At 75.5% G+C, this 18328-nt stretch carries 12 protein-coding genes; 10 read left to right on the top strand and 2 right to left on the bottom strand.

Annotated features, from left to right (window positions below):
- The first annotated feature begins 93 nt into the window (after positions 1-93).
- The 8 genes from gatC to ACL02R_RS18675 all read left to right on the top strand — a co-directional run bounded on the left by gatC (position 94) and on the right by ACL02R_RS18675 (position 10838).
- Complete coding sequence (gene gatC, locus ACL02R_RS18710; protein ID WP_412798083.1) at positions 94-390, top strand: Asp-tRNA(Asn)/Glu-tRNA(Gln) amidotransferase subunit GatC; 297 nt, start codon at positions 94-96, stop codon at positions 388-390.
- 2 nt (positions 391-392) lie between these two features.
- Complete coding sequence (gene gatA / locus ACL02R_RS18705) at positions 393-1895, top strand: Asp-tRNA(Asn)/Glu-tRNA(Gln) amidotransferase subunit GatA (protein ID WP_412798082.1); 1503 nt, start codon at positions 393-395, stop codon at positions 1893-1895.
- Positions 1892-2107, top strand: coding sequence for a hypothetical protein (locus tag ACL02R_RS18700; protein WP_412798081.1), 216 nt, complete (start codon positions 1892-1894; stop codon positions 2105-2107). Before gatA ends, ACL02R_RS18700 begins: the two co-directional genes overlap by 4 nt.
- A gap of 16 nt (positions 2108-2123) precedes the next feature.
- Positions 2124-3632 (top strand): Asp-tRNA(Asn)/Glu-tRNA(Gln) amidotransferase subunit GatB, encoded by a 1509-nt coding sequence (gene gatB / locus ACL02R_RS18695; protein ID WP_412798080.1) that lies wholly within the window; start codon positions 2124-2126, stop codon positions 3630-3632.
- 165 nt (positions 3633-3797) lie between these two features.
- Complete coding sequence (locus ACL02R_RS18690) at positions 3798-4022, top strand: hypothetical protein (protein ID WP_412798079.1); 225 nt, start codon at positions 3798-3800, stop codon at positions 4020-4022.
- A gap of 64 nt (positions 4023-4086) precedes the next feature.
- Entirely contained in the window at positions 4087-7119 is a 3033-nt protein-coding gene (locus ACL02R_RS18685) for a helix-turn-helix transcriptional regulator (RefSeq protein ID WP_412798078.1), read from the top strand.
- A gap of 486 nt (positions 7120-7605) precedes the next feature.
- Positions 7606-7800, top strand: coding sequence for a hypothetical protein (locus tag ACL02R_RS18680; protein ID WP_412798077.1), 195 nt, complete (start codon positions 7606-7608; stop codon positions 7798-7800).
- A 50-nt stretch (positions 7801-7850) separates the two neighbouring features.
- Positions 7851-10838, top strand: a complete 2988-nt coding sequence (locus tag ACL02R_RS18675; RefSeq protein WP_412798076.1) for a helix-turn-helix transcriptional regulator — start codon at positions 7851-7853, stop codon at positions 10836-10838.
- A gap of 763 nt (positions 10839-11601) precedes the next feature.
- On the opposite strand, the gene ACL02R_RS18670 is transcribed toward ACL02R_RS18675, so the two are convergent.
- Positions 11602-12816 carry a PQQ-dependent sugar dehydrogenase gene (locus ACL02R_RS18670; protein ID WP_412798075.1) on the bottom strand — a complete coding sequence of 405 codons (1215 nt, stop codon included), beginning with the start codon at positions 12814-12816 and terminating at the stop codon, positions 11602-11604.
- Between the two features lie 56 nt (positions 12817-12872).
- On the bottom strand, positions 12873-13871 hold the full coding sequence (locus ACL02R_RS18665) for an aldo/keto reductase (RefSeq protein ID WP_412798074.1): 999 nt from the start codon (positions 13869-13871) through the stop codon (positions 12873-12875).
- Between the two features lie 111 nt (positions 13872-13982).
- Here ACL02R_RS18665 and ACL02R_RS18660 point away from each other — a divergent pair, with 111 nt between their 5' ends.
- The gene (locus ACL02R_RS18660; RefSeq protein ID WP_412798073.1) at positions 13983-14942 is read left to right on the top strand and encodes a 2-hydroxyacid dehydrogenase; all 960 of its coding nucleotides are present in this window, start codon (positions 13983-13985) and stop codon (positions 14940-14942) included.
- A 168-nt stretch (positions 14943-15110) separates the two neighbouring features.
- The coding region (locus tag ACL02R_RS18655) for a diguanylate cyclase domain-containing protein (RefSeq protein WP_412798072.1) at positions 15111-18328 on the top strand (3218 nt) is incomplete at its 3' end.

The raw sequence follows: 18328 nt of genomic DNA, 5'->3' as shown, positions 1-18328 counted from the left end.
GCCCCCGCCGGGAATCGGTGCGCGGGCCGCAGCGCGCCCGCCATAGGATTGGGCGCGGAAACCCAAGCCCGCGACGAGCAAGAGGATCGCCACATGCCCGGCATCACGCGCGAGGAGGTCGCCCACCTCGCCCGGCTGGCGCGTCTGGAGCTGACCGACGAAGAGCTGGAACACTTCGCCGGACAGCTCGACGACATCATCGGCGCGGTCGCCCGCGTCGCCGACGTCGCCGCTCAGGACGTCCCGCCGACCTCCCACCCGCTGCCGCTCACGAACGTCATGCGCGAGGACCGCGTCAGGCCGAGCCTGACCGCGCGACAGGCGCTCGCCGCCGCCCCCGCGCAGGAGCAGCAGCGTTTCAAGGTGCCGCAGATCCTGGGGGAGGAGTGACCGTGAGCGACCCGACCGACCTGACCAGGCTCACCGCCGCCGAGCTGGCGGCCCGCGTCGCCGACGGCTCCGTCAGCGCCGCCGAGACGGCCGAGGCCCACCTCGCGCGGATCGAGGCCGTGGACGAGAAGGTCCACGCGTTCCTGCACGTGGACCGCGAGGGCGCGCTCGCGCAGGCCCGCGCCGTCGATGAGCGCCGCGCGGCCGGGGAGCGGCTCGGCCCGCTGGCCGGGGTGCCGCTGGCCCTGAAGGACATCTTCACCACCGAGGGCGTGCCCACGACCGTCGGCTCCAGGATTCTCGAAGGCTGGCTGCCGCCGTACGACGCGACGGTCACGCGCCGCCTCAAGGACGCCGGGATCGTCATCCTGGGCAAGACGAACATGGACGAGTTCGCCATGGGCTCGTCCACCGAGAACAGCGCGTACGGCCCCACCGGCAACCCGTGGGACCTCACCCGCATCCCCGGCGGCTCCGGCGGCGGCTCCGCCGCGTCCCTGGCGTCCTTCCAGGCGCCGCTCGCCATCGGCACCGACACCGGCGGCTCCATCCGGCAGCCCGCCGCCGTCACCGGCACCGTCGGCGTCAAGCCCACCTACGGCGGCGTCTCCCGCTACGGCATGGTGGCGTTCTCCTCGTCCCTCGACCAGGGCGGCCCCTGCGCCCGCACCGTGCTGGACGCGGCGCTGCTGCACGAGGCCATCGCCGGGCACGACCCGCTCGACTCCACGTCCGTCGACGCCCCCGTCCCGCCCGTCGTCGAGGCGGCGCGCAACGGAACGGTCGCCGGGCTGCGCGTCGGCGTCGTCCGCGAGTTCAGGGGCGACGGCTTCCAGGCCGGTGTGCTCCAGCGCTTCGACGAGTCGGTGGAGCTGCTGCGGAGCCTCGGCGCGGAGGTCGTCGAGCTGTCCTGCCCGTCGTTCGACAGGGCGCTGGCCGCGTACTACCTGATCGCGCCGTCCGAGTGCTCCTCCAACCTGGCCCGCTTCGACGCCATGCGCTACGGGCTGCGCGTCGGCGACGACGGCACCAGGTCCGCCGAGGAGGTCACCTCCCTCACCCGCCAGGCCGGCTTCGGCCCCGAGGTGAAGCGCCGCGTCATGCTCGGGACGTACGCGCTGTCCTCCGGCTACTACGACGCGTACTACGGCAGCGCCCAGAAGGTCCGCACCCTCGTCGCCCGCGACTTCGAGGCGGCCTTCGGCCAGGTCGACGTGATCGTCTCGCCGACCACGCCCACCACCGCGTTCCCCATCGGCGAGCGCGTGGACGACCCCGTGGCGATGTACCTGGCGGATCTGTGCACCATTCCCGTGAACCTCGCGGGTAACAGTGCCATGTCACTGCCCTGCGGTCTGGCACCGGAGGACGGTCTGCCGGTCGGGCTCCAGATCATCGCGCCCGCCATGGCCGACGACCGCCTCTACCGCGTCGGAGCCGCGGTCGAGGCCGCGTACCAGGCACGCTGGGGTCACCCGATCCTTGAGGAGGCACCCGCGCTATGAGGAAGAAGCAGAAGCAGAAGTCGAAGGCCAGCATGTACCTGTCCATCGGCACGACCCTGTTCGGCGCCGTCAGCGTCACGCGGCAGCTGCGCGAGGCCCGGGTCGACAAGGACAAGCTGCGCATCGCCGACGGCGTGGTCCACGGCGCCGCGATCGTCACCGGCGTCGCCCTGCTGATCCGGGAGATCCGCCGCATGACCACCGACGACTGAGCACCGAGAGGGAACCGTGACCGTCACCGACCTGGTGTCGTACGAGGACGCGCTCGCGTCCTACGACCCCGTCATGGGCCTGGAGGTCCATGTCGAGCTTGGCACCGCCACCAAGATGTTCTGCGGCTGCGCCACCACCCTGGGCGCGGAGCCCAACTCGCAGACCTGCCCGGTCTGCCTCGGCCTGCCCGGCGCGCTGCCCGTGGTCAACGCCACGGGCGTCGAGTCGGCCGTCCGCATCGGTCTCGCCCTGAACTGCGGGATCGCCGAGTGGTGCCGCTTCGCCCGGAAGAACTACTTCTATCCGGACATGCCGAAGAACTTCCAGACGTCCCAGTACGACGAGCCCATCGCGTTCGACGGCTACCTGGACGTCCAGCTGGAGGACGGCGAGGTCTTCCGGGTCGGCATCGAGCGCGCCCACATGGAGGAGGACACCGGCAAGTCCACGCACATCGGCGGTGCGACGGGCCGCATCCACGGCGCGTCGCACTCGCTGCTGGACTACAACCGCGCCGGTATCCCGCTGATCGAGATCGTCACCAAGCCGATCACCGGCGCGGGCGACCGCGCCCCGGAGATCGCCCGCGCCTACGTGGCCGAGCTGCGCGAGGTCATCAGGTCGCTCGGCGTCTCCGAGGCGCGCATGGAGATGGGCCAGCTGCGCTGCGACGTGAACCTGTCGCTGCGTCCGCACGGCCGGGAGAAGTTCGGCACGCGCAGCGAGACGAAGAACGTCAACTCGCTGCGCAGCGTCGAGCGCGCCGTCCGCTTCGAGATCCAGCGGCACGCGGCCGTCCTCGACGACGGCGGCGTCATCGTCCAGGAGACCCGGCACTTCCACGAGGAGGACGGCAGCACCACCTCGGGCCGCGTCAAGGAGGAGGCGGAGGACTACCGCTACTTCCCCGAGCCCGACCTCGTCCCCCTCGCCCCCGCCCGCGCGTGGGTGGAGGAGCTGCGCGCCGGGCTGCCCGAGCTGCCGCTCGCCCGCCGCAAGCGGCTGCGCGACGAGTGGGGCATCTCGGCGCACGAGATGCAGTCCGCCCTGAACGCGGGCGCCGTCGACCTGATCGTCGCCACCACCGAGGCGGGCGCGGACGCGGCCGCCGCCCGCAAGTGGTGGCTCGGCGAGCTGGCGCGCCGGGCGAACGAGCAGGGCACCGACCTGTCGGCCCTGCCCATCACCCCGGCGCAGGTCGCGCGGGTGGCCGCGCTGGTCGCGGAGGGCGCGCTCAACGACAAGCTGGCCCGCCAGGTCATCGACGGTGTGCTCGCGGGCGAGGGTGGCCCCGACGACGTCGTGGAGAAGCGCGGCCTGCGGGTCGTCTCCGACGAGGGGGCGCTCGGCACGGCCGTGGACGAGGCCATCGCGGCCAACCCGGGCATCGCCGACAAGGTGCGCGGCGGCAAGGTCGCGGCGGCGGGCGCGCTGGTCGGCGCGGTCATGAAGGCCACGCGCGGCCAGGCGGACGCGGGGCGGGCGCGCGAGCTGATCCTGGAACGGCTCGGCGTGAGCGCCTGAGGTGCCTTACGGCGCGACCGCCCGGCGCGGCGGCGCGCGGCCGGATCTAAGGCCCCGGTCCATCCCGTGAACGGGGTGGGCCGGGGCCTTCTGAGGTCCCGGGGGGTGCGTGAACAGGGCTGTTGCCCGATGCGGGGGAGGGGCCCCCGGCGCGAAGCTTGATGCATGTTCACCTTGGATCTGCACCGACAGCGCGCCGCCGAGCTGGAGCGGGCGGCGCGGGAGCACCGAGCCGCCAGGAAGGCCCGCCGCGCAGGCACCGGCACCACGACGACCACCACCGACGGCGCGCCCACCACCGGCACCCCGGCCACCACCGGCACCACTGGGCCCACTGGTCTTTCCTCCGCCGCCGGGCGTCCCGGGCCCCGCTGGGCCGAGGCGGCGTGACGCCCGTCCGCCCCGGGCACGGCCCCGTCTGCCGGACTCGGCCGCCGGCCGGCGGGAGAGACTGATGTCAGTGCCCCGTGTCATGCTCGGCCTCGTGGAGAATCTGCCTGTCAGTCCCGTGTTCGTCGGCCGCTCCGCCGAGCTGGCCGAGCTGGGGGACTGTCTCGAACGAGCCGCGGGCGGCGAGACGCAGGTGTGCGTCGTCGGCGGCGAAGCCGGGGTCGGCAAGTCGCGGCTGCTGGAGGAGTTCCTTGCCGAGCTGCCGGAGGACGAGGTCGTCACCGCCGTCGGCGCCTGCGTCGAACTGGGGGCGGACGGCCTGCCGTTCGCGCCCGTCGCCGCAGTCCTGCGCGCCCTCCGCCACCGCCTCGGCCCCGACCGGACGGACGCCGTGGGCGGCGTGGACGGCGAGCTGGCCAGGCTCCTGCCGGAGCTGGGCGAGGCACCCGCCGCCGTCCCGGACGGGCAGGAGCGGGGCCGCATGGCGGCGTCGGTCGCCCGCTTCCTGGAACGGGCGGCCGCCCACCGCCCGCTCGTCGTCGTCATCGAGGACCTGCACTGGGCCGACCGCTCCACCCGCGAACTGCTCGACTACCTCATACGCTCCCTGCCGGCGGCGCGCCTGCTGGTCGTGGCCACCTACCGGTCGGACGACATCCACCGCCGCCACCCGCTGCGCCCGTTCCTGGCCGGGCTCGACCGGCTGCGCACCGTACGGCGCGTCGAGCTGAGCCGCTTCAGGCGCGACGAGGTCGCCGCCCAGCTGGCCGGCATCACGGGCAGCGCACCGCCCGCCACCCTCCTGGACGAGGTGTTCGACCGCTCGGAGGGCAACGCGTACTTCGTCGAGGCGCTGGCGTCCGCCGGGTTCGGCGGCATCAGCGAACCCCTGCGTGACCTGCTGCTCGTCCGCCTGGAGGCCAGGCCGGAGGCCGAGCAGGACGTGCTGCGGGCCGTCGCCGTGGGCGGCGCCATGGTGGAGCACGCGCTGCTCGCCCGCGTCGCGGACCTGCCCGAGGCCGACCTGCTGGCGGCGCTGCGCGCGGCGGTGGGCGCCCGGCTGCTCGTGCCCGTGCCCGAACGTGACGGCTACCGCTTCCACCACGCCCTGATGCGCGAAGCCGTCCTGGACGACCTGCTGCCGGGCGAACGCGCGGGACTCAACCGCCGGTTCGCCGATGCGCTCGCCGAGGACCCCGCCCTGGTGAGCCCCGACGAACGCGCCGCGCGGCTCGCCAGCCACTGGTACCACTCGGGCGACCGCGCCGAGGCCCTGCCCGCCGTCCTCGCCGCCGCGACCGAGGCCGGGCGCCGTACCGCGCAGGCCGAGCGGCTGCGCCTGCTGGAGCGCGCGCTCGAACTGTGGCCCGCCGTCCCCGAGGAGGCCAGGGCACGCCTGCGGCCCGCCGAGCCGATGTGGGCCTACCCCGTCCCTGATCCCGCCGACCGTCCCCTGGACCACACCGACCTGCTCGCCGAGGCCGTCACGGCGGCCTCCCTCGCCGAACAGCGCGACCGCGTCCTGGCCATCAGCCGCCGGGCGCTGCGCGACCTGGACGAGGACGCGGACCCGCTGCGCGCCGCCTGGTTCCTGCTGCAACGGTCGCGCTACGGCGCCCAGGACACCGACAGCGACAGCGGATGGAGCGAACTGCTGCGCGCCGAGCACCTGCTCAAGGACCTGCCGCCGTCCGTCGTCCACGCGCAGGCCCTCGCCCAGATCGCCAGCCGCAGGCTCATGGAGCAGCGCCCGGAGCCGGAGGCGTTCGAGATGGCCCGGCACGTGATCGGACTGGCGCGCGAGGTCGGCGCCGAGGACACCGAGCTGTACATGCGGTTCTCCCTCGGCAGCCTGCTGGCGGACTCGGGCGACGTGACCGGCGGCCTGGCCGAGCTGGCCGAGCTGACGGACCGCATCATCGCGGACGGCAGGATCGAGCTGCTGGGCCGCTGCCTGGTCAACTACGCGGCGACGCTCGGCGAGGTCGGCCGCCTCGACGAGGCGCTCGCCGCGGGCGACCGCGGTCTCGTCCTCGCCGACCGGCACGGCCTCCACCGCACCAGGCAGTGGCTCCAGACCAACCGCGCCGACTCGCTCATCGCCCTCGGCCGCTGGGCGGACGCGGACGCCGCGCTCGCCGAGGGACGGGCGTCGGCCGGCCTGCGGCCGCGCGCCGGGGCCGTCTTCCTGACCGGACACCTGGCGGTCCTGCGGGGCGACCTGACGCAGGCCCGTGCCCGTCTCGACGAGGCGGACGCCGAGTTCTTCGCGACGAACGGGTACGGCCCCAACACCCTCCACCGCGCCAGGCTCGCCGTGGGGCTCGCCGCGGCGGAGGGCCGGTACCCCGATGTCAGGCGGCTGGCGGCGGAGGCGTTCACGGCGGGGGTGCCGCCGTACACGTCCTCGCTGGCCTGGCAGGTACTGGTGGCCGCCGCCGGCGCCGAGGCGGACACGCGAGGCATGCCCGCCGCCGCCCCCGGCCGCGCCGACGCACTGGGGCTCCTCCGCGAGGTCAGGGAACGGCTGCCAGGACTGATGCCCGCCTGGGCGGCCGTCGGCGTGCTGGTGGACGCCTGGCTGCTGCGCGCCGAAGGACGCGACACCCCGGCGGACTGGAGGGCGGCGGTCGAGGCGACGACATCCCTCGGCATCCCCTTCCTCCTCGCCCAGGCACGCTGCGGCCTGGCCGAGTCCCTGCTGACGGCGGGCGGCGCGGCGGACCGCGCGTCCGCCGCCGACCTGCTGCGCGAGACCGTCCGGGTAGCGGGCGGACTGGGCGCGGTGCCCCTGCGCACCCGGGCCGAACGGCTCGCCACCTCGGCCAGGCTGACGCTCGACGAGCCGCCGGCCGGCGGGGGCGCCCCGGCGTCCCCGCCCGCCGACCCGTTCGGCCTCACCGCCAGGGAACGCGAGGTCCTCGCCCTGGTCGCGGCGGGCCGCAGCAACCGGCAGATAGCCGAGGAGCTGTTCATCTCGCCGAAGACCGCGAGCGTCCACGTGTCGAACATCCTGGCCAAGCTGGAGGTGACCGGCCGCGTCGAGGCGGCGGCGCTCGTGCACCGCCTGGGGCTCGTCCCGCTGCCAGGGGACTGACCGCCCCACCGGTCCGCGCCGCCGATGAGACGAGAAGGCACGGGCCGGCGGCGGCGGGAGGGGCCAGGCCACGCGCGCGGCGGGCGCTCGACGCCGACGGGTTGTCCGCAGCCTGGCCCGTGGCCGCCGTGCTGATCACGACCACCCGCACCCGGCGGCCCTGGTGGCTCAGCCTCCGGGCCGACGAGACAACCAAGGCACCGGATCGCCACGCATACCGGGCGTCCCCGGGCTATGCGGTGACGCGGCGAGGCGCGGTGGCCGGCGGCGCGCGCCAGGCACGATCCGAACGGACACGACCTAAGGCACCTCAGAGGGTCCTCAGACGCCGGGTGAGGCGCGTCTGAGGCGCGTCTGAGGCCGTCCGAGCACCGGAAATGCGCCGTCCTCCCCAGGCGCCCGACCCGCCTTGGCGAGGAGTCTTGAGCTCACCGGGAGACACCCGGAGAGCCGAAGGCCCCCGGGCCGAGCGAGGGAGCGGGAACCATGTCCATCGAACTCAGCCTGATCGAACTGCGCCTCGCCGCGCTGCGCCGCGAGGCCGACGACGAGCGCCTGGCGCGCGATGTCCGGCGGGCCCGCGCCACCCGCCGCAAGGCGGAGAGCACGTCCGCGACCGCCGCCGGCGTACCCGGCGCGACGGGCAGCCGCTGGATCCCCTGGCGGTCGGCGAAGGCCTGACGGCATTCGCCCCCTCTCGGATGTCAGTGGGATATGCGATGCTTCGCGACATGCTCAGCAGGACAGTCAGCCCGGTGTTCGTCGGACGCCGCACCGAACGGGAAGCACTCTCCGCCGCCCTCGCCGAGGCGGCGGAGGGGCGGCCCCAGGCCGTCCTGATCAGCGGCGAGGCGGGCGTCGGCAAGACGCGGCTGGCCGAGGAGTTCCTGGCGGGCGCGCGGGCCTCCGGCGCCGTCACCGCCATCGGCGCCTGCGTCGAGGCGGGCGCCGACGGCCTCCCGTACGCCCCCTTCGCCGCCGTCCTGCGGGCCCTGCACCACCGGCTCGGTGACGAGCTGACGCGGGCCGCCGCGGGATTCGGCGGTGAGCTGGCCAGGCTGCTGCCCGAGCTGGGGACGCAGGTGGCGACCCCGCCCACCCGCGAGCAGGAGGGCCGCACCCGGCTGTTCGAGCTGACCGCGCGGCTGCTGGAGAACCTGTCCGAGACCACCACCCTCGTGCTCGTCATCGAGGACCTCCACTGGTCCGACCGGTCCACCCGTGAACTGCTCGGCTATCTCTTCCGATCACTCCAGCACGGCCGCCTCCTGCTGGTCACGACCTACCGGTCGGACGACATCCACCGCCGCCATCCGCTGCGCCCCTTCCTGGGCGAGCTGGACAGGCTCAGGTCCGTCCGCCGCCTCGACCTGGCCCGCTTCACGCGCGACGAGGTGCGCGGCCAACTCGCCGGCATCCACGGCGCCGAGCCCTCCCTCGCCGAGCTGGACGAGGTGTACCGCCGCTCCGAGGGCAACGCGTTCTTCGTCGAGGAGCTGTGCTGCCTCTCCGGGCCGGGCTCGCTCAGCGACTCCGTCCGCGACCTGCTGCTGATGCGCGTCGAGGCGCTGCCCGACGCCGCCCAGCGCGTCATCGCCATCGCCGCCCCCGGCGGGTCGCACGTCGAGCACCGCCTGCTGCGCGCCGTCACCGGCCTGGCGGACGACGAACTGATCGACGCCGTCCGCACGGCGGTCAACGCCAACATCCTGCGGGCCCGCGACAACGAGACCTACAGCTTCCGCCACGCCCTGCTGCGCGAGGCCGTCGAGGAGGACCTGCTGCCGGGCGAGCGCACGCGCGTGAACCGGCGGTACGCCGAGGCGCTGGAGGCCGATCCCACCCTCGTCTGCGTCGACGAACTGGCCGCCCGCCTCGCCGGCTACTGGTACCGGGCGAACGACCCCGAGCGCGCCCTCCCCGCCGTCATGGCCGCCGCTGAGGACGCCAGGTGCCGCTGGGCGTACGCCGAGCAGCTGCAACTGCTCGAACGCGCCCTGGAGCTGTGGGACAGCGCCCCGGCCGAGGTCCGCAGGCGGCTGCCGCTCGCGGAGGACGCCGAGGCCTACCCGCTGTGCAAGTGCGACGACGACGACCTGCTGTTCCTCGACCTGCTCGCCGAGATGACGCTCGCCGCGCGCTACGCGGGCGAGCCCGAGCGCGGTGTGTCCGTCGTACGGCGCGCCCTGCGGGCGCTTGAGGGGATGGGGCACCCGCTGCGCGAGGCGTGGTTCCGGGCCGAGCAGTCGAAGCATGTGCGCAACTTCGGGCGCGGCACCGGCGCCGACGAACTGGCCGCCGCACGCGACCTGCTGGGCGGCCTGCCGCCCTCCCGCATCCACGCCAAGGTCATCGCCGAGTCCGCGCTGTGGAACTCGATCTTCGACCCCCGGCCGGAGAATCTGGCGGTGGCCGAGTCCGCCATGGAGGTGGCCCGCCAGGTCGGCGACCGCGAGACCGAGCTGAACGCGCGGATGAGCCTCGGCGGGCTCCTCGTCGAGATCGGGCGGGGCGACGAAGGGCTCGTCCACCTGCGGGCCGTCACGGAGACCGTCACGAAGGACGGGATGCACGCGCTCGTGGCGCGCTGCCACGTCAACCTCCAGTCGCTCCTCGAATCGCTCGGCCGCTCCGCCGAGTCGCTGCGGGTCGGCGAGGCGGGACTGCGCATCGCCGACGCCTACGGCCTGCGGGAGAGCGTCGCGTGGCTCCAGGGCAACCAGGCCGACGCGCTGTTCTCGCTCGGCCGCTGGGCGGAGGCGCACGCGGCGGCCGAGGAGGCGCGCCGTCACGCGCAGACCCCGGTCGGGCGCGCTCTCGCCGCGCAGCGCCTGGCACGGATCGCCCTGGCACGCGGCGACCTCGCCACGGCCAGGACGGAGGTCGCCGAGGTCCTTCAGCAGCACAGCCCGTACGGCTGGGCGCCGCAGTACGGCCATCCGCTCCTCGAATACCGCCTGGCGCTCGCGGCCGCCGACGGCCGGGTCCTGGAGGCGCGGGAGATCCTCGCCCCGGCCCACGCGGAGCGGGCGCGCGCGGGCAACGGCAGGTACACGTGGCCGCTGCTGGTACGGGCGGCCGAGGCGGAGTCCGACAGCGTGGGCAATCCGGCCGCCGATCCCGGGCGGGCCGAGGCGATCGCCGCCATCCGGGATCACGCGGCGGGCCTCCGGCGCGACTACCCCGTGTGGGAGGCGCACGCCGCGCTGCTCGACGCGGAGCTGCGCAGGGCCGAGGGCACGGCCACGGCGGCCGACTGGGCCGCGGTGGCGGAGGCGTTCGCGGGTCTGTCGCGCCCGTTCGAGACGGCCAGGATCGCCGCCCGGCACGGCGAGGCGCTGCTCGCGGAGGGCGACCGCGACGCGGCGGCCGAACGGCTGGCGGCGGCCTGGGCCGGCGCCGTCGAGCTGGGCGCGGGCGAGCTGAGGGAGCGGCTCGCGCGGCTGGCCCAGCGCGCCCGGCTGTCCCTGGCGACGGCGGGCCCCGCCGCGCCGTCCGCCGGGACGGTGCCCGGCCTGACGCCGCGCGAGCGCGACGTCCTGGCCCTGGTCGCGGTCGGCCGCAGCAACCGGCAGATAGCCGAGGAACTGTTCATCTCGCCGAAGACCGCGAGCGTCCACGTCTCCAACATCCTGGCGAAACTGGAGGTCTCGGGCCGGGGCGAGGCCGCCGCGGTGGCCCACCGCCTCGGCCTGCTCGACCAGGCCGCGGCCTCCTGACCACGCCCCGCGGGGGAGCGGCCTCCAGCGGGCGCTTCTCCGGGCGTGCGCGGTGAACGGTTCGCCGCAGCCGTGAGCGACGCCCTCCACAGGGCGGCGGGGCCTGGCCGGGGGGACGGCAGTGCCGCCGTGCGCCTCCGGCCCGCGGAACCTCGCCGTCCCGCCGTGGCACGTGCGGTCCGGCGCTGTACGCCGCACCGCGTCCGGCATCGTCAGGCCGCGACGAGACCGCCGGTCATGTGGTCGCCTGCGGGCCGTGCCTGGGCGCCGACCGCGCTGTCGTCGCCTCGGCGTGCCGGGTTCGCCGCCGGGGGCGGGATCACCGGCGGGTTCCGGCTCCCGCCGTCATCCGGTCCTGCGTCAGCACCACGGCCGGCCGGCCGCCGGTGCCGGGATGTCCACGCCGACCGGCCACTCCGGACGGCACCACCCGCTGCTGGTCCCACTGGGCGCGCCGGGGCGCCGACAGCACTTCCGAGCGACTTTCCGACCTGGCGTCGGTGGACTCCATGACCGTGCGGGCCCATCAGCACACAGCCGCCGAGAAGGCCGGGGCCGATCCGCCGGCTTCCCGGTCATCCCCGGCGCGCGTGACGACCGCCTCCATGCCCGGCCGTCGTGGTCCACCGCTGCCGCGACGCCGGACGACGGCGCGGTACCGCCACCCGCCGCCGCGATCGCGCGCACCAGCGCAATGCGCGCGGCCCGGCACGCGATCGACAAGTCGCCTCCCGCGCGTGGGGCGCGGGGCGCGGGGCGCGGGTCAGCTCACCCGGACGCGGAGGACGCGGTCGTCACCGTCCTCGGGGCTGCCCCGGCCGTCCGTCTCGTTGGTGACCAGCAGCAGTTCGTCGTCCCCCACGGGCAGGACCGTCCGCAGCCGCCCGTACGCGCCTTCGAGGAACGCCCCCGGCTCCGCCACCGGCTCGCTCCCGTCGAGCGGCACACGCCACAGCCGCTCCCCGCGCAGCCCGGCCAGCCACAGCGAGCCGCCCTGGAACGCCATGCCGCTCGGCGACGCCTCCGCCGGAGGCCACTGCTCGACCGGATCGACGAACCCCTCCGCCGCGCCGCCGCGCCCCTCCTGCTCGGGCCAGCCGTAGTTCCCGCCCGGCTCGATCAGGTTCAGCTCGTCCCACGTGTCGTCGCCCAGCTCGGTCGCCCACAGCGCGCCCTCCGAGTCCCAGGCGAGCCCCTGCACGTTCCGGTGCCCCAGCGAGTACACCAGCGAGTCCGGGTCCGGGTTGTCCGGCGGTGCGCCGCCCGTCGCCGGGTCGATGCGCAGGATCTTCCCGGCGAGCGACCGCTCGTCCTGGGAGAGCCGCCCTGAGTTGTCGGTGTCGCCGGTCGCCGCCCAGAGCATCCCGTCGGGTCCGAACGCGAGCGCGCCGCCGTGGTGGATACGGTCGCCGCGCGGGATGCCGGTGACGAGGTCGCCGTCCGGCGTCAGCTGCTCCCCGGCCGGGGCGGAGGCGTCGTAGCGGAACATCGAGATCCGGTTGTCGTCGTCCGCCGTGTAGTACGCGTACAGGCGGCCCGAGTCGGGGAAGTCGGGCGCCGGCGCGAGCCCGAGCAGTCCGCCCTCGCCCGCGCCGCCCGCCACACCCGGGATCTCCCCGGCGTCCGTCACCCCGCCCCCGTCCGCCGCGATCCGCCGGACCGCGCCGCCGTCGCGCGAGCCGACGAGCAGGTCCCCGTCCGGCAGCGCCACCAGGCCCCACGGCGCGTCCAGGTCCTCGGCGACCGTGCCCACCACCTCGGCCGACCCCTCGGCGGGCGCCACCGAGGCCACCGGCGCCGACGCCGACTCCTCCGGCGGCGGCTCCCCGCCGGGCGCGGGCGGCGCCGAGGCGGACGGCGCCGAGGCGGACGGCGTGCCCCCGCCCTCCTCGCCGTCCCCCTCGTCCGGCGAACAGGCGGGCAGCAGCAGCGCCAGCGCGGCGAGCGTCGCGTACGCGGTGCCATGGCGGAACGTCATCAGCACACCTCCGGCAAGCGCCGTACCCCGCCCCGCGCCGCTTGATGCCTGCCGCGTCACACCCACGACTCGCGGGCGGGCGGCAGGGCGGCGATCTCCGCCAGATCGCGCGCCGTCAGCTCCAGGTCGGCCGCCGCCGCGTTCTCCACCGCCCAGCGCGGCTTCTTCGTCCCCGGGACCGGGATGACGTGCGGCCCCAGCGCGAGCAGCCACGCCAGCGCGACCTGCGCCGGGGTGGCGCCCGGATGCCGGGCCGCGACGCGGCGCAGCCCCGCCACCACCGGCTGGTTCGCCGCCATCATCTCGGCGGTGAACCGCGGGTGCCGCGCCCGCAGGTCGGCCGGTTCGAAGCCGCCGCCCGGCACGAGCGTGCCCGTCAGGAAGCCGCTGCCCAGCGGCATCGCCGCCAGGAACGCCACCCCCCGCGTCGCGCACCACGGCACGAGCCGCGACAGGGCCCCGGTCGCCCACACCGACAACTCGGCCTGCACCGCGCTCACCGGGAACACCTGCTGCACCCGGTCCAGCAGCCGCAGCGTCCCCGCGTGCGGCGGCTCACCGGCGCCGCGCCGCCGTTCCGCGCCCGGCACGGCGCACAGTCCCAGCGCCCGCACCTTCCCCGCGCGCACCAGGTCGGCCATCGCGCCCCACGTCTCCTCCACCGGGACCTCGGGGTCGGGCCGGTGCAGCTGGTAGAGGTCGATCACGTCCGTCCGCAGCCGCCGCAGCGACGCGTCGCAGGCCCGGCGCATCGACGAGGGGCGGCCGTCCGTCACGAGGTGCTGCTCCCCGGCGAGCAGGCCGCCCTTGGTGGCGACGAACGCGTCGGCCCGCCGCCTGCGCAGTACGCGGCCGAGCAGCAGCTCGTTGGTGTACGGCCCGTACATGTCCGCCGTGTCGAGCAGCGAGCAGCCCGCGTCGAGGGCGGCGTCCACGGTGCGCAGTGACGTTTCCCCGGAGCGTTCCGAGGCCGAGTAGCCCCAGCTCATGGGCATGCAGCCAAGACCGACGGCCCCCACGCGCAGGGCTGACGCCCCGACCGTCCTGTACCGCACCCGCCGCCGTTCCTTCCCCTGGCCCGCCGCCCCGCACGCCCGCACCGCCCGCGCACCCGCCCGCCACGGCCCTCCCGCCGGGCGCCGGGAACCGGGTCATAGCCTGGCGGCATGACCCCACAGGACGTATGGCTGCCCTTCCCGCCCTCCGACCCGGCCGCGCTGCCCGACTCGCTCACCTACCACCACTGGGACGGCTCGGGGGAGTTCCCCGGGGACCCGGCGCGCTGTGCGTTCTACGTCGTCCCGTACATGCGTCCGCAGGAGGAAGTGCTCCGCCCCCTGCCGTACATGACGGGTGTGCGCGTCGTCCAGACACTCACCGCGGGCATCGACCATATGCTGCCCGCCGTCGCCTCCCTTCCGCAGGGGGCGCAACTGTGCAACGCGGGAAGCCTCCACAACACCAGCACGGCCGAACTCGCGCTCGCCCTCACCCTGTCCGCGCTGCGCGGTATCCCCGGCGCGGTGCGCGCGCAGGCCGAAGGCCGCTGGCAGCCGGGCTTCCACACGGCGCTGGCCGACCGCACCGTGCTGATCATCGGTTACGGGGGCATCGGCGCCGCGATCGAGAACCGCCTGCTGCCGTTCGAGGTCGCCGGGGTGCTGCGCGTCGCGGGCAGCGCCAGGGACACCCCGCGCGGCCCCGTCCACACCACCTCCGACCTGCCGGAACTCCTGCCCGCCGCCGACGTCGTGATCCTGGCGGTCCCGCTCAGCGACGCCACGCGCGGCCTCGTCGACGCCGCCTTCCTCGCGCGGATGAAGGACGGCGCGCTGCTGGTGAACGTGGCACGCGGCGCCGTCGTGGACACTGCGGCGCTGCTGGCCGAGACGAACGCGGGACGGCTGCTCGCCGCGCTGGACGTGACGGACCCCGAGCCGCTGCCCGCCGGCCACCCCCTGTGGCGCGCTCCCGGCGTCCTGATCACCCCGCACGTGGGCGGTCCGAGCACCGCCTTCAGGCCGCGCGCGGAACGGCTGCTCCACGCCCAGCTCGGCCGGTTCGCCGCGGGGGAGCCCGTCCACCACGTCAAGGCGACGGGCACCGGAGCCGCCCCGGCCGCCTGACCAGGCCCCGCCCCCTCCGGCCTCCGTACCGCACAGGGTGCGCACGGAAGGGTGGGGCAACAGGTCCCCCCTATAGTCACTTTAAGTGAGGTAGCTATGTCGCTGAGTGACTGTTCTGGTGTATCGTCCGTCCGGGGCGAGCCCGAACGAGAGGGGGGCGACACGCGCATGCGCCACCGAGAGACCTTCCCACGGCCGTCACCTGACCGGCGGCCCCCACGGAACGCGCGGTCCCCCCTTCTCCGCGGCGCCGCCCCCCGCCTGGCGTTCGCCGCCGTCTGCACCGGGTACGCCGCGGGCGCCGTCCTCGGCTGGGGATCGACCGGGGTGGCCCTGGTCATGGGGGACTTCGGCCTCAGCGCCGCCGCCTTCCTCGCCGCCGGGTCGTGCCTGTGGTTCGCGCACGGGCGGGCGGGCGACCTCCGCCCCGGCTGGGCCCTCATCGGCCTGTCGTCGCTGATGATCGGCCTGGGCAACGCCGTCTGGGCCTGGTACGAGGTGGTGCTGCGCCAGCCGGTGCCGCGCACCTCGGTCGCCGACCTGTGCTACCTGCTGTTCGCGCCGCTGGCCATCGTCGGCCTGCTGATGCTCGCGAAGCGCCCGGTCACCAGATCGGGCTGGATCTGCCTGGCGCTCGACGCATGGCTCATCGGCGGCTCGCTGATGACGCTGTCCTGGAGCCTCGCGCTCGCCCACACCGCGCAGTGGCACGGCATCACCGTCACCCGCGCCGCGCTCGCCCTGGCGTACCCGCTGCTCGACATCGCGCTCGTGAGCATCGTCCTGGTGCTCCACTTCCGGCGCTCCGCCGCCCACCGGGCCGCCATCAACACCGTCGTCGGCGCCCTCGTCCTCACGGTCCTGTGCGACGCGCTCTTCACCTCGCCGCTGCTGCGCGAACGCTACAGCTCGGGACGACTCCTGGACGCCGGGTGGTTCGCCGCGTCCCTGCTGCTCGCCGCCGCGCCCTGGCTGGTCGTCCGCGGCGAGGAGCCCCCGGACGGCGCGCCCGCCCTACCGCCGGGACCGGCCCGCGCGGCGGACGCCCTGGTGGCCGGGTTCGAGACCCCCGTGCGGCCGCTGCGCCCGCTCGCCGGCTCCCTGGCCGCCGTGACGCCCTACCTGGCGGCGGCCGTCTGCGTGCTCGGCATCCTGATCACCATAGTCAGCGGCCGTGACGTGGACCGCGTCGTCGGTTTCACGGCGTGCGCCGTCGTCCTCGCCCTGCTGGTACGCCAGGGCCTCACCCTCCTCGACAACGTCCAGCTCACCCGCGAGCTGGCGCAGAAGGAGAACTGGTTCCGCTCCCTCGTCCAGGGGTCGAGCGACGTCATCATGATCGCGGACCCGGACGGCACGCTCCGCTACGTCAGCCCGGCCGCCAGCGGCGTCTACGGGCAGCGGGCCGACCGTCTCATCGGCGGCGCGCTGGCCGCCCTCATCCACCCGGACGACGAGTTGCGCGTCCGCCGCGAACTGCGGCGCTTCCTGTCCGTCCCGCCCGCCCGCGAGCCCGCCACCCGCATCGAGTGCCGCGTCCGGCACGGCGACGGCCGCTGGCTCAACGTCGAGTCCACCGTGAACCGCCACGCGGGCGGCCTCATCCTCAACAGCCGCGATGTCACCGAGCGCGTCAGACTCCAGGCCCAGCTGGAGCACAGCGCCACGCACGACCCCCTCACCGACCTGCCGAACCGGGCCCTGTTCACCGAACGGGTACGCCGCGCCCTCGCCGCCGAACGCCCCGCCGACCGGGCCGCCGCCCTCTTCTTCATCGACCTCGACGGCTTCAAGGCGGTCAACGACTCGGTGGGGCACCAGGCCGGGGACGAACTGCTCATCCAGGCCGCCGCCCGCCTGCGGGAGTCCGTCCGCGCCCAGGACACCACGGCCAGGCTCGGCGGCGACGAGTTCGCCGCCCTCATTGCGGGCGACCCCGCCGGACCCGGCGGCACCGACAGGACCGGGCGCGTCCTCGCCGTCGCCGAACGCGTGCGCGCCGCCGTGTCCCGCCCCTACCTCGTGAACGGCCGCGAGCTGCGCATCGCCGCCAGCATCGGCGTCGCCCTCGCCGAGCCAGGCGCCACCCCCACGGCGCTGATGCGCGACGCCGACCTCGCCATGTACCGCGCGAAGCAGTCGGGCAAGGACCGCGTCGAGCTGTACGTGCCCCACCGCCACCCCGGTTCCCCGCCCCACGGCGGCACGGTCCGCACGGCCCCGTCGGCGAACGCGCTGCACGCGGGTCACCCCGTGCTCCCGGCCCACCCCGCGCACCCGGTGCGTCCGGCACGCCCGGCCCACGACCCCTGGCCCGAGCGCCACAGACACACCGCGCGCCCGCCGGAGCCGCTGACCCTGCTGCACCAGCCCATCGTGGACCTGGCGGACGGCCGCGTCACCGCCGTCACCGCGACCGCGGGACGCCCCCGCGGCCACGGCGTCCCGGCCCAGTTCCCCGGCCCGGACGGCGCACGCCACGACCCCGCCGCCGACGCCGCGCACCACCCCGGCCCGACAGGCCGCCTGCTGGAACGCGCCATCGCCGAGGCGGCCAGGCGCCACCTCGACGGACTCACCGTCCCCGTCGCCGTCCGCGTCCCCGGCCCCTGCCTGGCCGACAGCGCCCTCGCCGCGCCCCGCCTGGAACGGCTCCTCGGACGCCACGGGCTCGCCCCTGACGCCCTCATGATCGAGATCCCCGAGGCGGGCGCGGTCCTCGCGGCGGCGGACGTGTCACGCCGCGTCGCCGACCTGGGCCGGCTCGGGATCACCCTCGCGCTGAGCGGCCTCGGCGGCGGCAGCGGGATCGCGGCACTCCAGCGGCTCCCCGTACGCCTGCTGCGCCTCGACCGGTACCTGGTGGACGGTCTGCCGGGCTCCGCCGTCCTGCGCACCGTCGCGGGAGCCCTGCTGCGCATGGCCGCCGACCTCGGCATCGACAGCCTCGCGGACGGCGTGGACACCGCCGACCAGGCGGCGGAACTGCGCGCCCTCGGCTGCCGCGAGGCGCAGGGCCTCGCCTTCAGCGCACCCCTCGACGCGGGACGGCTCCACCGCGTCCTGACCGAAGGCCGCCTTCCCGTGCCCGGCACCGGCCACACGACCAGCCCTCCGCCCCACACCCCGAAGGCCACGACCCCGGCCCCGCCGGAACGCGCCCCCCGCCAGACGCCCCCCGAGTCCCCGGCCGCTCCTGTGATCCGCACCGCACCCGGCACCGCCCTGCCCACCGTCACCACCGCGTCCGCCGCCCTGGCCGGACCACCCGCCACCCGCCGCACCCCCCGGGAAATGCCCCGTGACCTGCCCCTCGAAATGCCCGCCGGAGCCGCCTCCCGCCACCGTCACGCACCCCCCACGGGCGCCCCGGATACTCGGCCCAC

It is taken from the genome of Streptomyces sp. MS19, assembly GCF_047200595.1.
Lineage (GTDB): Bacteria > Actinomycetota > Actinomycetes > Streptomycetales > Streptomycetaceae > Streptomyces.
Note: the sequence above shows the minus strand (reverse complement) of the source record. Positions and strands in the feature narration are given on the sequence as shown.

Bases quoted from the DNA above. Each gene is read 5' to 3' on its own strand.
- ACL02R_RS18670 (WP_412798075.1), bottom strand. From the start codon at position 12,816: ATGACGTTCCGCCATGGCACCGCGTACGCGACGCTCGCCGCGCTGGCG.
- gatC (WP_412798083.1), top strand. From the start codon at position 94: ATGCCCGGCATCACGCGCGAGGAGGTCGCCCACCTCGCCCGGCTGGCG.
- ACL02R_RS18680 (WP_412798077.1), top strand. From the start codon at position 7,606: ATGTCCATCGAACTCAGCCTGATCGAACTGCGCCTCGCCGCGCTGCGC.
- ACL02R_RS18660 (WP_412798073.1), top strand. From the start codon at position 13,983: ATGACCCCACAGGACGTATGGCTGCCCTTCCCGCCCTCCGACCCGGCC.
- ACL02R_RS18700 (WP_412798081.1), top strand. From the start codon at position 1,892: ATGAGGAAGAAGCAGAAGCAGAAGTCGAAGGCCAGCATGTACCTGTCC.
- ACL02R_RS18675 (WP_412798076.1), top strand. From the start codon at position 7,851: ATGCTCAGCAGGACAGTCAGCCCGGTGTTCGTCGGACGCCGCACCGAA.
- ACL02R_RS18685 (WP_412798078.1), top strand. From the start codon at position 4,087: ATGTCAGTGCCCCGTGTCATGCTCGGCCTCGTGGAGAATCTGCCTGTC.
- ACL02R_RS18690 (WP_412798079.1), top strand. From the start codon at position 3,798: ATGTTCACCTTGGATCTGCACCGACAGCGCGCCGCCGAGCTGGAGCGG.